The sequence below is a fragment of the Solemya velesiana gill symbiont genome, assembly GCF_002020805.1.
Lineage (GTDB): Bacteria > Pseudomonadota > Gammaproteobacteria > Chromatiales > Chromatiaceae > Sedimenticola_A.
The window spans coordinates 1-16,684 of sequence record NZ_MPRJ01000008.1 but is presented as its reverse complement, the minus strand read 5'-3'; the positions used below and the strand labels follow the sequence as shown (position 1 = coordinate 16,684).

The 16,684-nt window shown below is 53.0% G+C and carries 17 protein-coding genes and 1 pseudogene; 6 read left to right on the top strand and 12 right to left on the bottom strand.

Going from position 1 to position 16,684, the window contains the following annotated elements:
* Positions 1-174: 174 nt before the first annotated feature.
* The 4 genes from BOW53_RS01985 to BOW53_RS13645 form a co-directional block, all read right to left on the bottom strand.
* Positions 175-1,539, bottom strand: coding sequence for a sigma-54-dependent transcriptional regulator (locus BOW53_RS01985; protein WP_078485850.1), 1,365 nt, complete (start codon positions 1,537-1,539; stop codon positions 175-177).
* A 69-nt stretch (positions 1,540-1,608) separates the two neighbouring features.
* Complete coding sequence (locus BOW53_RS01980) at positions 1,609-2,448, bottom strand: metallophosphoesterase family protein (protein ID WP_245831960.1); 840 nt, start codon at positions 2,446-2,448, stop codon at positions 1,609-1,611.
* On the bottom strand, positions 2,448-3,293 hold the full coding sequence (locus BOW53_RS13650; RefSeq protein WP_342748390.1) for a hypothetical protein: 846 nt from the start codon (positions 3,291-3,293) through the stop codon (positions 2,448-2,450). Before BOW53_RS13650 ends, BOW53_RS01980 begins: the two co-directional genes overlap by 1 nt.
* Entirely contained in the window at positions 3,287-3,832 is a 546-nt protein-coding gene (locus tag BOW53_RS13645; RefSeq protein ID WP_342748389.1) for a hypothetical protein, read from the bottom strand. The genes BOW53_RS13650 and BOW53_RS13645 overlap by 7 nt, the downstream gene beginning before the upstream one ends.
* Positions 3,833-4,382: 550 nt before the next feature.
* Here BOW53_RS13645 and BOW53_RS01970 point away from each other — a divergent pair.
* From BOW53_RS01970 to BOW53_RS01960, 3 genes are all read left to right on the top strand, one after another.
* The gene (locus BOW53_RS01970) at positions 4,383-6,212 is read left to right on the top strand and encodes a sensor histidine kinase (protein WP_135606962.1); all 1,830 of its coding nucleotides are present in this window, start codon (positions 4,383-4,385) and stop codon (positions 6,210-6,212) included.
* A complete protein-coding gene (locus tag BOW53_RS01965) occupies positions 6,209-6,847 on the top strand; it encodes a response regulator (RefSeq protein ID WP_078485848.1) in 639 nt (212 codons plus the stop codon). Before BOW53_RS01970 ends, BOW53_RS01965 begins: the two co-directional genes overlap by 4 nt.
* Before the next feature lie 194 nt (positions 6,848-7,041).
* Positions 7,042-7,746 (top strand): hypothetical protein, encoded by a 705-nt coding sequence (locus BOW53_RS01960; protein ID WP_078485847.1) that lies wholly within the window; start codon positions 7,042-7,044, stop codon positions 7,744-7,746.
* Between the two features lie 56 nt (positions 7,747-7,802).
* On the opposite strand, the gene BOW53_RS01955 is transcribed toward BOW53_RS01960, so the two are convergent.
* From BOW53_RS01955 to glk, 7 genes and pseudogenes are all read right to left on the bottom strand, one after another.
* The gene (locus tag BOW53_RS01955) at positions 7,803-8,228 is read right to left on the bottom strand and encodes a YqaA family protein (protein ID WP_078485846.1); all 426 of its coding nucleotides are present in this window, start codon (positions 8,226-8,228) and stop codon (positions 7,803-7,805) included.
* Positions 8,225-9,157: a class I SAM-dependent methyltransferase gene (locus BOW53_RS01950; protein ID WP_078485845.1), complete on the bottom strand. Its 933-nt coding sequence runs from the start codon at positions 9,155-9,157 to the stop codon at positions 8,225-8,227. The genes BOW53_RS01955 and BOW53_RS01950 overlap by 4 nt, the downstream gene beginning before the upstream one ends.
* A pseudogene (locus tag BOW53_RS01945) lies at positions 9,154-9,539 on the bottom strand (DUF423 domain-containing protein). The gene BOW53_RS01950 and the pseudogene BOW53_RS01945 overlap by 4 nt, the downstream one beginning before the upstream one ends.
* Positions 9,529-10,083, bottom strand: a complete 555-nt coding sequence (locus tag BOW53_RS01940; RefSeq protein WP_078485844.1) for a hypothetical protein — start codon at positions 10,081-10,083, stop codon at positions 9,529-9,531. The pseudogene BOW53_RS01945 and the gene BOW53_RS01940 overlap by 11 nt, the downstream one beginning before the upstream one ends.
* A gap of 149 nt (positions 10,084-10,232) precedes the next feature.
* Complete coding sequence (locus BOW53_RS01935) at positions 10,233-10,406, bottom strand: HEAT repeat domain-containing protein (RefSeq protein ID WP_172838730.1); 174 nt, start codon at positions 10,404-10,406, stop codon at positions 10,233-10,235.
* Entirely contained in the window at positions 10,403-10,810 is a 408-nt protein-coding gene (locus BOW53_RS01930) for a thioredoxin domain-containing protein (RefSeq protein ID WP_135606961.1), read from the bottom strand. The genes BOW53_RS01935 and BOW53_RS01930 overlap by 4 nt, the downstream gene beginning before the upstream one ends.
* Positions 10,811-11,132: 322 nt before the next feature.
* Positions 11,133-12,110: a glucokinase gene (gene glk / locus BOW53_RS01925; RefSeq protein WP_078485841.1), complete on the bottom strand. Its 978-nt coding sequence runs from the start codon at positions 12,108-12,110 to the stop codon at positions 11,133-11,135.
* 662 nt (positions 12,111-12,772) lie between these two features.
* Here glk and BOW53_RS01920 point away from each other — a divergent pair.
* The 3 genes from BOW53_RS01920 (at position 12,773) to BOW53_RS01910 (ending at position 16,051) form a co-directional block, all read left to right on the top strand.
* The gene (locus BOW53_RS01920) at positions 12,773-14,614 is read left to right on the top strand and encodes a hypothetical protein (protein ID WP_135606960.1); all 1,842 of its coding nucleotides are present in this window, start codon (positions 12,773-12,775) and stop codon (positions 14,612-14,614) included.
* 261 nt (positions 14,615-14,875) lie between these two features.
* Positions 14,876-15,340 carry an MlaC/ttg2D family ABC transporter substrate-binding protein gene (locus BOW53_RS01915; protein ID WP_172838729.1) on the top strand — a complete coding sequence of 155 codons (465 nt, stop codon included), beginning with the start codon at positions 14,876-14,878 and terminating at the stop codon, positions 15,338-15,340.
* Positions 15,341-15,520: 180 nt separating this feature from the next.
* On the top strand, positions 15,521-16,051 hold the full coding sequence (locus tag BOW53_RS01910) for a retropepsin-like aspartic protease family protein (protein ID WP_245831958.1): 531 nt from the start codon (positions 15,521-15,523) through the stop codon (positions 16,049-16,051).
* Positions 16,052-16,118: 67 nt separating this feature from the next.
* Here the strand turns inward: BOW53_RS01910 and BOW53_RS01905 are convergent, their stop codons facing one another.
* Positions 16,119-16,514, bottom strand: coding sequence for an HU family DNA-binding protein (locus BOW53_RS01905; RefSeq protein ID WP_078485837.1), 396 nt, complete (start codon positions 16,512-16,514; stop codon positions 16,119-16,121).
* Positions 16,515-16,684: the final 170 nt, after the last annotated feature.

Genomic DNA, 16,684 nt, shown 5'->3' with positions numbered 1-16,684 from the left:
TTCTTAATCTCTCTGTTGTTTGTGAATGCTGAGATAGAGCAGGAGCCGTGCCATCTTTGTAACCTATTGATTTATATTAAATCAATCGAATTTTATGTTTGAGTGATGTAACGTTTCGTTATAACGAAACATTACATTTAACGAATGATTAAAAGGCCAAGATATGCGCTGCCATCAGGGCAGGCGTAGGTTGTACTTCTTGATTTTGCGGTCCAGGGCGGGCCTGGATATTCCGAGGACATCGCAGGTTTTTCCCTTGTGTCCACCGGTGTGATCGAGAACAAGCTGGATGTGCTCGGCTTCCACCTGGTCCAGGCTTTTTTGGGCCTGGTTTGGGTTAGCGGCCGAAGTGGGGGATGCCGCTGCCATGGGGCCGGCTGCATCCAGTTGCAGCAGATCGGGGGTGATCAGGCTCCCCCTGGCGTGGACCAGGGCCTGGGTAAGGATATTCTCCATCTCACGGACATTGCCTGGCCAGTTGTAGCTTTGAAGTACATGGATAGCTTCATCTGTGAGTTTCAATGGTGGTTTGTGGATCTTTCGGGCGATCTTTTCCACCAGTGCCTTTGCCAGCAGTGGAATGTCCTCTTTTCGTTCACGCAGGGAGGGAAGGTGAATGGATATCACCTTCAGTCGGTAGGCGAGATCCTCGCGGAAGTTGCCGGCGTTCACCTCGGCAAACAGGTCCCTGTTGGTGGCGGCGATGACCCGGGCGTTGCTCCTTATCTGCTGGGTACCCCCCACCCGTTCGAACATCTGTTCCTGGAGGGCGCGCAGCAGTTTGGCCTGGAGTGGCTGAGCCAGTTCGCCGATTTCATCAAGGAAAATGGTGCCGTCCTGGGCCAGTTCGAACTTGCCGGGTTTGCGTGCTTCTGCCCCGGTGAAGGCCCCCTTTTCATGGCCAAACAGTTCACTCTCAAGGAGTGTGTCCACGATGGCGGCACAGTTGACGGGGGTGAAAGGACCGCTTTTGCCTGAGTGCATGTGTATCAGGCGCGCAACCACCTCCTTGCCTGTGCCGGACTCGCCTGTGATCAGGACCGTGGCGTCACTGGCGGCGCTGAGGGCGATCTCTTTACTGACCTTCAGCATCGCATCGCTGCGGCCGATCAGTTCCCGTTGTTCCAGGTCATCCGGCGTCTCTTGCTGCAATGCTTCAACTTGCCTCGAGAGGCGCTTGTTCTCCAGCACCCTTTCAACGACGTGCTGCAGCGCTTCGGTCCTGATCGGCTTGTGGATGAAGTCAGCAGCGCCTGCCTTGATTGCCTGGATCGCCAGTTCCAGGTCATGTTGTCCAGTCATCATGATCACCGCCTGCCCCGGTGTCTTCTGGCAGATCTCTGTCAGCAGGTCGAGACCGTTTCCATCTGGCAGCTGCTGATCAAGAAGCAGCAGGTCGAAGGCGTTTTCATTCAGCTGCAGCATGCCCTCGCTGCAGTTGCTGACACCGGTTACATCAAAACCCAGATCCTCGAAATGGAACTGGAGCATCTGGTTGAGTCCGGCGTCATCCTCGATGATGAGCAATCGGTTTTTCATGCCTGCAGATTAACACCCCTTTTGCGTGCGCGGATAAACAGGGGATAACCGAGATTGACGTCCTTTGCTTCAATCCCGTTCAAGTATCATGTCATCCAGAGATATGGGTTTTCCCCTTAATGTCCGTTCACTTTCAGGCAGTACGTCCATGCTCGGCCAGAGGCCGCTCTGAAGGGCATCGGCATAACCGTTGTTCATTCCGGCCTCGGTCATGGCGCTATATGCCTGTTGGTTGTCATAGCCCAGGCGATGCCAGCTGGCCCGGATGCCGTGACGCTCTCCTGCAATCAGAAGGTACCATCCTTCCCTGGTGGCATCGTTGGCCGGCATACCGATAACACCCGTGTTGAGCCAGTAGCCGTTGCCCAGTCGTTCACCAAAGGGTATGCCGCAGTGGCCACCGATGATCACGTCGGTACGGGCTGTCTCAAGCTCAGCCTGTTTCTCTTGCCTGGGTGTCGAGGCAAAGACAAAACGGTTGATTGCGCTGGGTGTGCCGTGGATTACGTGGAATTTGAAACTGTTGAGGCCGAACCGGATGGCATGGGGTAGTCCCTGCATCCAGTTTCGGTTTTCATCGCTTATGGCGGCATTGGCGAAGGGGTACCAGTTGTCTGAGAGCAGGGCGCAGGCTGTGCCGGCTTCAAAGCCGCAGCCGCAGTCAGGGCTGCCCGCGGCAAGGGAGGTTTTGTAATTTCCCGCCACAACATGAATGCCCCAGTCGCGGACAAAATCCACTGTCTCCTCGGGCTGCGCACAGTAGGCAACAATATCGCCATTGCAGATCACACGTTCGGGCGGGATACCCAGTCGATCGGTTTCCATGTGCAGCGCCTGGGTTGCCTGCAGGTTGCTGTAGGGTCCTCCAAACAGCAGCAGGGGCTCTTCGAATTGGCCCAGGTCCATCATCAGGCCGTGGAAGTTGCGGTTTCGGCGTTGCGGCCGGATGCCTTTTCGCCGACCCAGAAGAACAGGCAGCCGACACCCATTACCGTAATGGAGATATAGAGCAGCTTGGTGTACTTGTGGATATCACCCAACCATTGGGTATGTCCCGCTGACTCGGTGAAATAGAGCGCAGCTCCGCTTATTGCGAGCAGGAGGCTGGCGAGATAGCTCCAAACCGGAATTTCGGTTCGTCTGCCCCAGAGGGAGAAGAAGATCACCGGCGCCAGGTAGAGAGAGGCTGTGCCGCTGACCGCAACCGCGCTGAACAGGTCCTTGTTTCCAACAAATACCAGCGCCAAGCCGGCGAGCATGAAGAGGGCCATGGTGAGTCGACCGTTGCGCAGGCTGGCGTCGATGACGCCCATGTCCGATGCGACAAGCTTGCTTGAGCTGGAGAGGGTGCTGTCCAGCGTGGACATGGCGGAGATTACCAGGGCTGCATTGAACAGCAGCATGGGCAAATCCCCGAGCAGACGCGTGAGTACGGCATTCATTGCCTCGCCTGCTTCTGCGTTGGCACCGGCGATTACGCCGAGACTGCCGAACAGGGTGATGCAGAGTGCGCTGATCCATGCGGCATGCAGGAAGCTTCTGCGCGTGGTTTCGCGATCGGACAGGAAGCCTCGATCCATCATAACCGGGTCATGCATCGGGTAGCTCCAGATCTGGAGAAAGGCGACCAGCATCAGCATCGGTCCGGGTTGTGAGATGTCAAATGGCTTGAACAGGAGCGTGTCGAAACTGAAATGACCACCGCCGAATGCGAGAGCGATTAGCAGCGTCAGTACCAGCATGAAGATCAGCATCTGAAAGAAATCTGTGCGCAGTGAGGCGTGGAGGCCGCCAGCATCGAGTAGAAAAGAGTGATTGCTGCGAGTCCGACAACTGCCAGGGTATAGGCTTCGCTGCCAGCGGCACCGAAGAGGATACCGATGACCAGCAGGTTGGCGAACACTTCACTGACTAACCGGATGCCTATAACGAAGTTGTAGCAGCGCGTTCCCCAGCGCCCGAACCGGTCAGAGAGAAAGGCCTGAACACTGTCGTAGCCATGTTGGAAGCGAAGGCTGTCGATGATCCTGCCGCCGGTAAGGAAAGAGAGGTAATAGGCAGCGCATGCCAGGGTGCCCCAGATGCCGTAATAGAACCCAAGAATGGCCGCGTTCATCAGTGATCTGGCAAATATCCAGGTGGTGACCTGGGAAAAGGTCAGGGTCAGCAGACGTGGTTGGTGGCCGGCAGGTGACAGCCCCTTGAAAAAGGCGCCTTCACCTCGTGCCTTGGGTGCGAGCATGATCGATGCCAAGGCGATGAATGCGACGATGGCGGGGAGTGCTAATTCCATAGTGTTGGCCTCTGGGAATGTCTAACCGTTGTTGTACTGTTATTTGAAAAATGTCCTCACTGATTCAGTAAGGGACCGGTTCCGCCGGGGAAGTATTCCACCCAGTGTTATCCCGTGAAAATCCGCGTAGTGCAATAGCTGTTACCATTGGATTTGCAGATTATTTCCAATGGATGTGGTAACCAGGATGTACTGGGTGGTGTTCCGGGCATCCAGGGTGTGAGCATCATGTGCATGGCACCGCAGATAGTGCTGGTGGGTTAATATAGGTGGTTAGCCGGATACTTCTGAATATCCCTGAATGGGAAAATTATTACTATTACGGTCGTGATCAGGCTATGCTATTGCATGTCCAACGGGCTTGTTACAAAGGGGTTGTCAATGTCTTCGCCTAATATCAGCAACGGGATTAGTTCGCTTTTGCTGGTATCTCTCATAGCTGAGTCGCAGTTTTTGACCGAGAATTCAAGTACCTTTTTGTCGCTCCAGGTGCAGATATGTATTCCGCAGCTGTGTGCCACCATGAAGCTTCGACAGGTGGGGATTCCCAGTGAGTGAAAAGACTGGAATATCCCTGCGTCACTCTATTGGCACTCGTCTTGTGACCTACCAGGCTGCGATGATATTAGGTGTTGCCTTCTTGTTCGTGTATGTCTATTACGAACATGAATCCAAGAACATCTATGCCGACGAGGCACGCCAACTGAAGCTGGCTGCGTTGGGGGCAGCTGCCAGCATGAACACGGTTTACAGTCTCTCCGCTCACCAACTCAGTGCGCTGGCCAATAGTCCCGAACTTGTGAAGTACAAAGCTACACTTGCAGCAGATGAGTTGGAGCGGATGTTTGCAGGGAGTCAGCAATTCGTAGCCCTGTCTTTATTGAATTTCCATGGTTTGGAGACTGTAGGTGTGGCGAAGGGGCAGCCGGTCACTGTTTTCAGAAACTTCTCGGATGTGAGGGTTTTTCAACAGGCTAATAACACACCGAATAAAGTCTGGTTTGGTTTGCGGGATAACTGGGATGGGCTGGATGGGCCGGTCTTCGTGGGCGCCTGCAGACATGTGGATATGTTTGACAATGATCTGGGAACCCTGGTGGCAGTCAAGCCCTTGAGTGAAATAATCACGTTGTTGAATGGCGTGCCGCTTCCTGAGGGCGCAAGCCTATTGTTGCTTGATGCGGGTGATGTCCCAGTATTGCATCACAAGCCGGGGCGTGACTTTGCAGAAAAGGGAAAAGGAGGGAATGTCGAGGTCTATTGGCACCGGTCCTTGACAGGCAAAACGCATTTTCCTGAACAGTTGAGGGTGTCAGGCGAGCCTGGCTATGGAGCAAGATCTGTTGTCGGGGAAAGTGGATGGTCCGTCATTGCATTCTTGCCTGAAGTTGAGATGGAGGGGCGATTCGCTTCCATGTTTGAATGGTTAGTGCCTGCCACGCTGATATGGTGCATCTGGGGTATTGCCATGATGCTGGTGATCACCCGGTACTTTACCAAACCTTTAGGGTTGTTAACCTCGGCTGTGATCGGGGTATCTGCAGATAAGAATCTTTCCCGCCGAATTTCCTGGGATTCAAGGGATGAGTTTGGGCAGTTGACTCTAGGCTTCAATAAAATGTTTGCCACCCTTGAGCAGACCAATCGGGAGTTGGATATTGCAAACGAGCGACTGGAAGAGCGGGGGCGGGCGCGTACCGAGGCACTGTCTAAAAGTGAGAAGCACTTGCGGGCACTTTCGAACCATCTGCAAACCATAACCGAAGAAGAGAAATCCCGACTTGCGCGTGAGATTCACGATGAACTGGGGGGGGCACTGACAGCGCTTAAATTAGACGCATCCTGGATTCGTAAATCTGTCGGACACAAGCAAGCGTTTGTTGTAGAGAAGACCCGGTCCATGGATGTACTGCTGGATTCAGCCATTGCGTCAATTCGCCGGATCGTTACCGAGCTGCGACCGACTATTCTGGACGACTTGGGGCTGCAACCTGCAATCGAATGGCATGCCTCGGAATTTGAGAAGCGAAGCGGTATTCCATGCAATCTCAGGATAGATCTTAAGTACGAGATTTCTGATTCCTTGGTAAAGATCGCTGTATTTCGAGTCATTCAGGAAGCATTGACCAATGTGCTGCGCCATGCCAATGCGGGGCGAGTGGATGTCATCATAAAACAGCAAGCCGGTTTTATGCGCGTATTGATCAGAGATAACGGGATTGGTATCTCTGAAGAAGATGTCAATCATTTTCAATCACATGGCGTCAGGGTTATGTCTGAACGAATAGCAACACTGGATGGAGAATTCAGAATTCGGGGATTTAAGGGTATTGGCACGGTTATTAGAATATCGCTGCCCCTAAGAGACGCACCGGAATGAAAAAAATACATGTTTTGATAGCTGACGATCACGCTATCGTTCGCCAGGGATTGAAAGCCATTCTAGATTATACGGATGATCTGGTGGTTGCTGGCGAGGCGGCGGATGGGCATGAGGTAATTAAGAAACTTCGCGAAGGCCATTGGGATGTGCTGCTGTTGGACATCGCCATGCCGGGTATGGCCGGGATTGAAGCCTTGAACCGGGTGCGTGCTGAAAACAAGAAATTGCCTGTTCTGATTTTGAGTATCTATCCGCCTGAGCAATACGCCATACGCCTGCTGAAGAGTGGTGCTTCGGGTTACATGACCAAAGAGAGCGCGCCAGAACAACTGGTAATGGCAATTCGTATGATTGCCGAAGGCCGCAAATATATAAGTCCTGAAGTGGGTGAGTTATTGAACGAACAGCTTCTGGGTGACAGTGAGCAGAGTCTTCATGAATCATTATCCAACCGCGAATATCAAGTTTTTTGTCGTATTGCTTCAGGCGAGACAGTAGGCGAAATTGCAGAAAGTCTCTCTCTTAGTGTCAAGACAATCAGTACTTACCGCAGCCGCATACTTGAAAAGCTGCATGTCAAGAATAATGCGGAGCTCACCTACTATGCATTTAAACACGGCCTGGTAATGTAGCGTCACTTACGTGTGACGTAGGATTAGAGCCTAGTGTGTGTATTCTGAACTTCTTACAAGGAATTAAGTACCTATCCGCTGCAAATCAACTCGAGAAAATATCATGTTTAGATCAGCTCTAAATCGCCCAAAACAACAGGTCAGCATGGACCTTGGGCTATCTCGGTTGAAACTTGGCAGGGAAGACGAAACGGATGAATACACTTCAAGAAAGGCTACGCTTCATAATGAAACGCGACGGACTCACCTATCGGCAGGTTTCGCGTTATGCGGAGGCATCTGAACAAGCGGTATACAAATGGTTGAAGACTGGGAAGATGTCGGAGAAGAGTGCCCGTGCCATATCTGAACAGTGCATGATTGATCGGATATGGCTGCTGTGTGGCATTACCAGAATCGACCCCGGGTTGCTCTATGAACTTGTTACGCTTTCGTCCAGCAACAGCATGATTCTGGATTTGACGGAGTTCAGAATGATGGCAGTTGGAGAGCGATGCGCGGCATTGGCTGGAGCTGAGCCGGACCAACTTGTGGATGTGGTCTATCCCGAGAACATATCGGATGTGTCAACGGTTCAACTTCGAAAAACGTTTCAGTTGGCGTCAATTTTCAATGGGTGGGCTGAACTCTCCACAAAAAACAGACTGGTAAATCATAGGGTGGAGGATGTTGTAATCAGAAAAACTGTTCAGGTTATGACCACCTCTGATGTCGGTCACACCTATGCGCTTTGTGCTGTCAATGAAGATGTGGCTGATGGTACGGAGAATACAATTGACAGCCTGTCCATTGCATTGAAACCCAATGCAGTGCGGGACCTAAAAGCGATAAATTACCTGCAAAAGTGGTATGGAAACGACGCGCGCCTGCAACCCATGGCATCACAGGTATGGATGTGACCAGGGAAAATTACAGCCTGCTTGATTATAAGGTGAACATGCTACCCTGCTCCCCACTACTGGGGGAGTAGGGCGAGCAGTATCCCATAACGTAAACCTTTTCCGATGACGATAAACAGTGCTGCTGGGAGCAATCGGATACCGCTCCATCCTGCGGCCAGGCAGAGAGGATCGCCGACCACCGGCAACCATGAGAGTAGCAGGAGTGGGCTACCGTATCGCTGAATCCGATGTTGTGCCTTCTGATGTTCAGGTTTATGCAGTCCACGGTCCGGGAAGCGGCGTAACAGCCACCAGCCAATAGCCCAGCTGGTAAGGCCGCCAAGGGTGTTTCCGGCAGTTGCCGTGCTCCATAGGGTGAGCAGGGATGCAGTCGATTCAATTGCGGTATATCCCAATACTGCTTCGGAACCACCGGGCAAGAGGGTGGAGGCGAGAAAACTGCTGGAGAAAAGTGTCCAGAGGGCAAGTGTCTCGTTCATTTATGACTGATCCGCCAGCAGTGGTGGGGTTTATGTCGCTTGAAGTCTTCAGGCTGTGTCTGCGTGGAGATGTCTTCGATATTCGCAAATTGCTCAATTTCTGGATCGAGCCTGAATCGCTTCAGGTTGTTCGAGAAGAAGAGTTCTCCCTTGGGATTGAGAATTTCCAGGCAGCCTCTGATAAGTCGCAGGTGGTCACGCTGCACGTCCAGCACTTCTTTCATTTTCTTGGAATTGGAGAAGCTGGGCGGGTCCATTACGATCAGGTCGAATCTCTCCTTTTTTGAAGCCGCTTTCTCCAAAAAGCCGAATACATCTTCACGGACCAGTCGGTGCAGATCGAGATCCATTGCATTGAGTTCGAAGTTTCGCTTCGACCAATCCTGATAGGTGTTGGATAGATCGACTGTGACCGATGTCGTCGCGCTGCCGGCGGCAGCGTAGACCGTGAAGCTTCCGGTATAGGCGAAGAGGTTGAGAAAGCGCTTGTCCCTGGCCAGTTCCCTCACCATGGCGCGGGTCTGTCGGTGGTCCAGAAACAGTCCGGTATCCAGGTAGCGTTGCAGGTTGACCAGAAATCTTAGCCCGTCTTCCTGCACCACGAAATCGTCGCTTTGCTCGTCACTCTTTTCGTACTGGGATAGACCCCGTTGGCGCTCCCTTGTCTTGAAAACGATATTTTCGGCTGAGATGTCCAGGGCGTCTGCGATGGCTGTGGCCAGTTCGTTGGCCTGCTCACTGAATGACCTGCTCTGCTTTGCGAACTCCTGGAGATGCACCCGCCCTTCATACCAGTCCACTGCCAGCGGAAACTCGGGGATATCCCGATCATAGAGCCGATAACAGCTGATTCCGCGCCGCCTCGCCCACTTGCTGATATGCCGGGTGTTTTTTTTCAGCCGGTTGATAAAGGGGGTGAAATCGGTCATTCCCTGTCCATTCGCCATAGGGCCATGAGCAGGCTGGCCCATCCCATCAGGAAGGCGAGGCCGCCGATGGGGGTGATGATACCCAGGGTGCGTGAACCCACAGTGGCCAAGAGATAGAGGCTTCCGGAGAACAGCACAATTCCACCAAAAAAAGCCATGCAGCACGTTTAAGCCAGGGTGACGGGAAATGAAAAGCCAGCAGGCCAACCACTAACAGAGCCAATGCATGCAGCACCTGGTACTGCACCGCGGTCTGGAATACATCGTAGTGATAGTCGCTCACCTGGCCACGAATGGCATGTGCTCCGAAGGCACCCAGGGCGACGGCCAGGAAGCCGTTCAGTGCACCAAGAATCAGAAAAAGCCTTGCCCTAGTGAACATCGGTCTTGGCCAGTTCATCGAGGATTCCCAGGACCAGTTGCTCGGTCTGGGTGTTCATTCCCTTGCAGAGTTTGTCCAGATCCCGTTCACCGTTGATCAGGGGGCGGATCAACGAGGCCAACCTGGCCATGGGTCCGCCGGCCTTGCTCATCTGTTCTGCCATGTTGGAGATGAGTGTCAGGGCTTCCACGTTTCCACTGGCTGCCGCCTGGATCATCCCGGCCATTCCGGGTACAGCCATAGTCGGATCCGGCTTGGCGTTGGGGTCGGGCAGGGTGGCGGGATTATGCAGACCGCGCATGATCGCCTTGGCGATCACCTGGTCCTCTTCGTCCAGTCCCTTGATGGCGCTCATGTCCCGCTGGCCGGCGACGATTTGGCGAATGGCGCTGACAAGGCCGGCCCATCCGTTCTCCTCTGCGCTCTTGAGCAACTGTTCATAGTGGAGGCGGTCGGCCTCGCTCTGGCTGAACTGCACCACCTGGTTGATGAAAGCGGCATGTATGGTAATGATCTGCTGATGCCGATCGGGCAATTGGGCCATGGTTGATTTCCTTGGTTTGGCAACTATTCAGAGGATTTTAACCCCGTGGATTTCACGATCACAGGGATCTTTGAGGGGTGCAATGTATTCTTGGGGTGCCTGATCTTCTCTTTTTGCTTACAAAAGCGCGATATTCTCTACGCCAAATTTTAAACTGCTTCGAGGATGGCGATGGATTCCATGGCGATTTCACGCACTTCGGGGTCCTCGTCTGCTAACAGGGGGCGGATTGCATTGAGCGCTTCGCTGTTTTCAGTGAGGCTGAGATAGTGGCAGGCGTCGGCGCGTATCTGGGGCTCTTCAGCTCGGGTGAGTCTTATCAATTCCGGGACGATGGTTTCCAGTAGTTCTGTACCAGCAAAATCCTCCAGCACGGCACCGATTCCGATGCGGACTGCCATGGGGGGGCCAGGGAAGCGAGCAGAACCACAAGATTGACCAGGGTGCCTGGCCGTTCTCTGATCTGTGCAATCACCTGTTCGAGCTGCTGGTTCTCAAGCAGGTGCTGGTAGTAGGCGGTCGTCCCTTCACCGCTTTGGGCATTATCTGCCCATTTCTTCAGTTCGCCATAAGTGTGGTTGCCGGCGATTTCAAACGTGCCGATGCGGGTCCAAGGGACAGAACGCACCCCCAGTTCCTCGGCAACCTCGGGATGTTCTCCCAGGTTGATGACCTCCAGTCGTCCTAGCTTGCCCTCCTTTAACAATCGACCAAGGGAGTCCAGCACCGACGGGCAGTGAGGGCAGGCGGGGCTATCAGTAGCAGGGCGCCTGGCGGGGTTCGGTTTTCGGTCATCGGGGTTCTCGAATGAAGATCAATTTTGCGCACCATATCTGATCTTCAGGAAGCAGGCAAAACGGAGGGTTTCCTTGGGTTTTGTGGGCAGACAAAATGTTAGTCAGATTTCCTAAGCATGGCGATTGAAAGTTGCCTTCTTCTGGTCAGTTTGGTCGAGATAACGCATGCAGGTAATAGATCTTTCGCTGATTTGAAATAGCAAGAAACTCGTTTTGCAGTGAACTTTCTGTGAACTCTCAGGTTTTGTTTGATCAGATGCTTTGTTGATAGATAGCCGCTCCCAGTAAAGCGGTGTTGTTGGTTGTGATTACATGTACAGGCATCTGTTCGAGGAGTGGCCGCATGCGGCCCTTGCTCAGGAAGGCTTCCATGAAGAACGGCATCTGTATCCAGTCGAGCATTTTTGGTGCGATCCCGCCGCCTATGAATACGCCGCCAGTCGCTTTCATTTTAAGCGCCTGGTTACCGGCTTCCGTCCCAAGCAGCCTGATAAAGAGGCCGACTGCCTCGGTGTAGAGATCGTCCACCTCCTGGATCGCCTTTGTAGAGACAATTTCAGCGACATCGTCGCCCTCTTTGAGCTCCTCGAACCAATCGGGGGCCGGAACATCCCGATACTCGAGCATGAAGTCGTAGATGGTCGCCAGTCCAGGGCCGGATACAAGGCGCTCCCAGCTGACATGCTGATGCTTTCTCTGTGCAAACCGCAATAACTCAATCTGCAATTCGTCGGCAGGGGCGAAATCGCAATGCCCGCCTTCCGTGGCAAATGGGAGATGCACATCGCCGTCCCAGTAGAGACCTGCCTGGCCTAGTCCGGTTCCAGCTGCGATAACCATGGCGTTGCCGGCACCGTCGCCATTTCCCTCCTGCAGGGTCAGGAAGTCACTTTGGCTCAGTCCGCCAATACCCCAGGCCAGGGCCTCGAGGTCGTTGATCAGGTGCGTTTCGGTTCCTCCGAGGGTGTTTTGCAGTCGCTTCTGGCTGATTTTCCATGGCAGGTTGGTGGTGTTGCATACACCGCCGGTGATGGGGCAGGGAAGGCCGAAGCAGGCGGCATCCGGCTCACTTTCGAGGTTTTCACTGAAAGTTTTTACTATCTTTTCGAGTGAGGCGTATTCCCCGCTGGGATAAGTGGTCTGTGTGACAATCTCTATGTCATTAGCACCGATCCGGCAAAGGGCCAAACGGGCATTGGTGCCACCAATATCGCCAGTAATGATGTCCATGCAACTCCTTATCCTGAATGTATTTATTAGTTCGTAGTGCAGGGTAGTACAGCAGATTAAGTTTGTCTTTATCAATATTCATATGATTGATTTTATTTGTAAAAATCGCTGATACTGGCTCCGGCGGGGTGAGTCTTCGGGCAGCGAACCCATGGTGGCGTATCGTGTTCCCTGGTTTCAGGCAAAGAAATGCCCTTCAAAGAAGGCTCATATTACGGCGCCGGTAGATTTATAGGCCGCAGGTCGGGAAGCATGGATTGGGGACATAAATCAGTCGCTATATAAGAACTCGGTAAGATACTCGTATTTTGTCTGCCGCAATTTAGACGAGCTGAAATGTGACCGGAATTTCCGATAAAACCGTAGAGGCGGTATATACGAAGTTGGTGGCATATGTCGTTTCAGTAGCGAAACCGGAATTGTTTTACCCAGCAGCATCATAAACCAGGGATGAGCGTCTATACTGAGTTTGGGGAATACTGGTTTTTATACCCATTCCTGTCGATGCGGGACTGAAAGAGCATTCTGATGCTGTATTCCAGGGAACGCTGATAGGATGGTGAGGATAAACATAATAATTGAACTGATTTTTGATGGCTGCCCGATATTTCGGTGCCTGCAGTCGAGAGTGGAGTCAGTGTCAGCATAGAAAGGAGTTTGGCGTGACAAAATCCAGCAATCCTTTTTTATTGCCCAATTGCGAGCCACCTGCTCCGGGGGACGATAGCTTTACAATCAAGTCATTTGAGGACTGGGTGCAGGGGTTGCCAACAGGTAATGTGGGCCAGACTGCAAAAGAGCTTTATGCCAAGCTCAAGCAGATGAACAGTACTGAAATCGCACCAACAGAGCGTATGCGAATGCTGGCGCTAATGGACCAGCCGCTTCAGTTTGTGCTTCAGACGCTGGCTGAGCATTATCTGCGTGAGCCACCGCCATTGAGCAAGCGCAACAAAACCGCCGCGGAACTCGTGACAGCGCTGTGTACCCTGGTTGTACAGGCCTACAAGCTGGCGTTGAACCAGTTTCATCACGAGTCCCTGGCCGGCAGGGTGCTTCACAAGGGCGGACGGGCAGAGGCAATACACAAGGTCATCTACTTTCTCGGGCAGATGCTGTTGCGTTCCTTTCAACTCTATCAGCCCGCGCCAAAGTGGCTGTGGCATGAGACCCATGGTCTCTACAGCTATGCTGCCGATCACAATCTACACGAGAAACCCCTGGAAAACGAAGATCCCAGAGTGGGAGACCTGCAGACTGCAACCTCGCTCTATAAGCAGATCCTGCTGCTTTCGCTCTCCGGACCCTACCGGATGCTGCAGGGCGAAGTTGAGCGGGTCTATTTTGCTTTGCAACGCTGGGCACCCAAGAGCAACCTGATAGAGCTTGGCAAGGCAGATGGCGATACCGGGCTCTTTCTGGTTGACAGCAAGGCGGATGAAGCGCCTCGCTACAAGGGGCTGGGTAGTGATGAGCAAGTGGAGCGAGGCTGGATTCTTGACACCCAGGGATTGGCGGAATTCCTCGCCGAGGAACTGGAGCGTGTCAATTCATCGGCCGTTCCGGTTGGCTCCAATCGCCCAATGAGTGTCAGGGATTCTGTATCCTCGGATCTGTTGGCCAGGCTGATGCTCACTTGGGGTATCGGTGCGAAGCGGGCAACTGACCGGACCGAGTCCACTGGCGATGTGATCCTCTACAGTGGCCTGGAAAACGTTTACGCAGTGATGGGCGGATCAGATCTGAACGAGGTTGTTTCTGGCGGTTATGGGGTGAACGCCTTTGCTGGTGAGGGAGAGGAGGAGCCGGTACCGAGACATCCTGAGTTCGATGAGCACGTAGTGGAGGGTGCGGGTCATTTGACCGGTTTTTCAGAGCGTGCGGCCCAGGAAGAGTTGGAGAAACCGGTTGAAGTGTTCGACAGAGGCGATGAGATAGAAGGTGAGCCAGCCAGGGACTGCTGGATAATCGACGAGAGCCAGAACGGCTTCCACCTCGGATGGTTTGGTTCAGGCCGAACTTCAGTGCATGTGGGGGACCTGGTCGCCGTTCAAAAACGGATCAGTGGCCTCTTGGGAGATCTGCATCTGGGGGTCATCCGGTGGTTGATGTCCGAGGGTGGAGATACCATTGATTTTGGCGTGGAGCTGTTTCAGGGCGATACGGTACCGGTTGGCGTCAATCGTCAACGTGCCTCGGGTGATATGGAGATCATTCCAGGGTTACTGCAGAGTTCCCAGGCGGGTAGCCAGTCGTTGATTACGGAGCCGTTCTTTTCAGCGGAAGATGACAAGATCACGCTCATCTATGGAAACAAGGAGCATAAAATCAATCTGAACAAGATGCTCGACGGTTCGGCTTCATTTGTTCAGGTCTCTTTTGACGAGATGGCGGTCAGCGACGCGATTGTCGAGGAGGTGGAAGCCGAGGAGATCGTGGTTGAAGCGCCTCCTCTGAGTACAGCTGAAGGGGGAAGACCTGGATTTCGACGAACTGTGGGATGAACTCTGATTCCAATTAAACACACTCACCGGATTTATCTTGTAAATCCGGCGAGTGTGTGTTTTGTTGGGAAACAGCTTAGCTGTATTCCAGCATAATAAATAAATGGAGGAGGGAGTATGCGTTTCTGGTCAGTGGCTTTGTTGAGCGTATTGGTTTTTTCGGCGGGTACGGTACAGTCCCAGCCGGGTCGTTATGGATATGGGCCTGGAATGGCTCGCCAGGCGCAGGCGCCTGCACCCTCTGCGATCCTGCAGCAGGGTTTGAAGAAATTGATGAAGTTTGTCGGTGGAAAGCAGCGTCCTAATCCAAAGCAACTCGCCGCTTTCCTTAATACTGAAATCGCCCCCTATTTTGATTTCGACTACATGGCGCGCTGGAGCAGCGGGCCCCGTTGGCATCAGATGAACGAGAAGCAGCGTGGGAAGATGGCGTCTAAATTGAAACAGAATTTTCTGGGGACGCTGGCGAAAAAGTTGAAAGGTTTTTCAGGCCAGAACTACACCATGCCGACTACCCGAAGGGGTCGGGGAGGAGTTGTTTCTGTCAATGTTTCGATTCAGAATCCTGGCCGCTATCCCGCCCGCATGAAATTCCGCTTCTATCGCAGCAGCGATGGCTGGAAGGTGTTTGACGTGGAGGCAAACGGTAACAGTGCATTAGCCTACTACAGGCAATATTTCAGGTCACAAACGCCTGGCTACAGAAGCTGGCCCCGTTACAGGTAATCGGTTACCTGGTATTTTATGAAGAGGGCCGGATCTCCGGCCCTTTTTTGTTGTCACAATGAGAGATCGTTTTTCTCCAGGGTGTCTAGCATGGTAAGCCCGTTTAGTAACAGCTTTACTTTGTATGCCAGGGGTCTTTTATATCGTGTCATCCACGTTTATGTGGGCGGTTAAGTGAATATGAGTGGTGTAGGAAATAAAGAGGGTGCCCGTCGTCTTGGCAAGGGAATGATGATTGGTGGGTGGGTCTTGCTGATCGGACTGCTTACATTGCTGTTCCAGGACCAGCTCGAGCGGGCAGTCAACCCTAACAGTGATATTGAAGTCATTGTGGATGAGCAAGGTGTTCGCGAAGTAGTGCTGGAGAGGAACAGGGCGGGGCACTATGTCGCCAGCGGTCGCATAAACGGTGTTCCCGTTGTATTTCTGCTGGATACGGGGGCTACGGACGTTGCAATTCCCCAGGTATTGGCTGATCGCATTGGATTGAAGCGCGGTCCGGCTTTTACGAGCCGTACTGCCAATGGCAACGTGATGTCCTGGAGGACGGTTCTTGATCGTGTCAGCCTTGGAAGCATAAGTGTTGAGGGCGTAAGGGCCAGTATTCTGCCAACGTTGTTGGGCGACGACGAAGTGCTGTTGGGGATGAGCTTCCTTAAAAAACTTGAGCTCGTCCAGCGTGATGGAAGCCTGACGCTACGGCAGTATTGAGGGTTGGGGGGAACAATAAAAAACGGCGCCAGGGGCGCCGTTTTTTATGCCGTAAACAACCTGCGTTTTAGCCCAGGGTGTCTTTGAGGGCTTTAAGTACAGTTACCTTGACTACGGTAGTAGCCGGCTTGGCTGCAATCTTGATGGTTTCGCCAGTGGTAGGGTTGCGTCCCATACGTGCCTTGCGGGCTGACTTTTTGTCGCGGCGGATCTTTACGCCGATCTCCGGAATGGCGAACTCACCAGAACCCCTGCGCTGCATGTGGCGCTGGATCAGGTCGCCAAGAGAGTTGAAAACCTCTCCGACCTGTTTGCGGGTGAGGCCAGTATCTTCAGCGATAGCCTGCATGATCTGCAGCTTGGTCTGCTTTTTCCCGATGGATTTCAGTTTAGCAGGAGCAGCGGCTTTTGCCGGTGCCTTCCTGGCAGCTGTCTTCTTCGCGGTTTTTTTCTTAACGGCCATTTATGACTCCTGGTGATCGTGAGATGTTGCATCGTAAAAATAGCATAGTTTGTTATTTTTCCAACCGTTATAAAAGGCGGTTTCGGATAATAAGTGCAATTGGTAGTTGAAGGGCCAGCTGGTAGAGTCGGCGCTTCTCCCGACCAAGAGACGAAGCACTTATGAGCTAC

Bases quoted from the DNA above. Each gene is read 5' to 3' on its own strand.
- BOW53_RS01960 (WP_078485847.1), top strand. From the start codon at position 7,042: ATGAATACACTTCAAGAAAGGCTACGCTTCATAATGAAACGCGACGGA.
- BOW53_RS13645 (WP_342748389.1), bottom strand. From the start codon at position 3,832: ATGGAATTAGCACTCCCCGCCATCGTCGCATTCATCGCCTTGGCATCG.
- BOW53_RS01980 (WP_245831960.1), bottom strand. From the start codon at position 2,448: ATGATGGACCTGGGCCAATTCGAAGAGCCCCTGCTGCTGTTTGGAGGA.
- BOW53_RS01910 (WP_245831958.1), top strand. From the start codon at position 15,521: ATGAGTGGTGTAGGAAATAAAGAGGGTGCCCGTCGTCTTGGCAAGGGA.
- glk (WP_078485841.1), bottom strand. From the start codon at position 12,110: ATGGACATCATTACTGGCGATATTGGTGGCACCAATGCCCGTTTGGCC.
- BOW53_RS01965 (WP_078485848.1), top strand. From the start codon at position 6,209: ATGAAAAAAATACATGTTTTGATAGCTGACGATCACGCTATCGTTCGC.
- BOW53_RS01940 (WP_078485844.1), bottom strand. From the start codon at position 10,083: ATGGCCCAATTGCCCGATCGGCATCAGCAGATCATTACCATACATGCC.
- BOW53_RS01905 (WP_078485837.1), bottom strand. From the start codon at position 16,514: ATGGCCGTTAAGAAAAAAACCGCGAAGAAGACAGCTGCCAGGAAGGCA.
- BOW53_RS01985 (WP_078485850.1), bottom strand. From the start codon at position 1,539: ATGAAAAACCGATTGCTCATCATCGAGGATGACGCCGGACTCAACCAG.
- BOW53_RS13650 (WP_342748390.1), bottom strand. From the start codon at position 3,293: ATGCTGATCTTCATGCTGGTACTGACGCTGCTAATCGCTCTCGCATTC.
- BOW53_RS01955 (WP_078485846.1), bottom strand. From the start codon at position 8,228: ATGAACGAGACACTTGCCCTCTGGACACTTTTCTCCAGCAGTTTTCTC.
- BOW53_RS01950 (WP_078485845.1), bottom strand. From the start codon at position 9,157: ATGACCGATTTCACCCCCTTTATCAACCGGCTGAAAAAAAACACCCGG.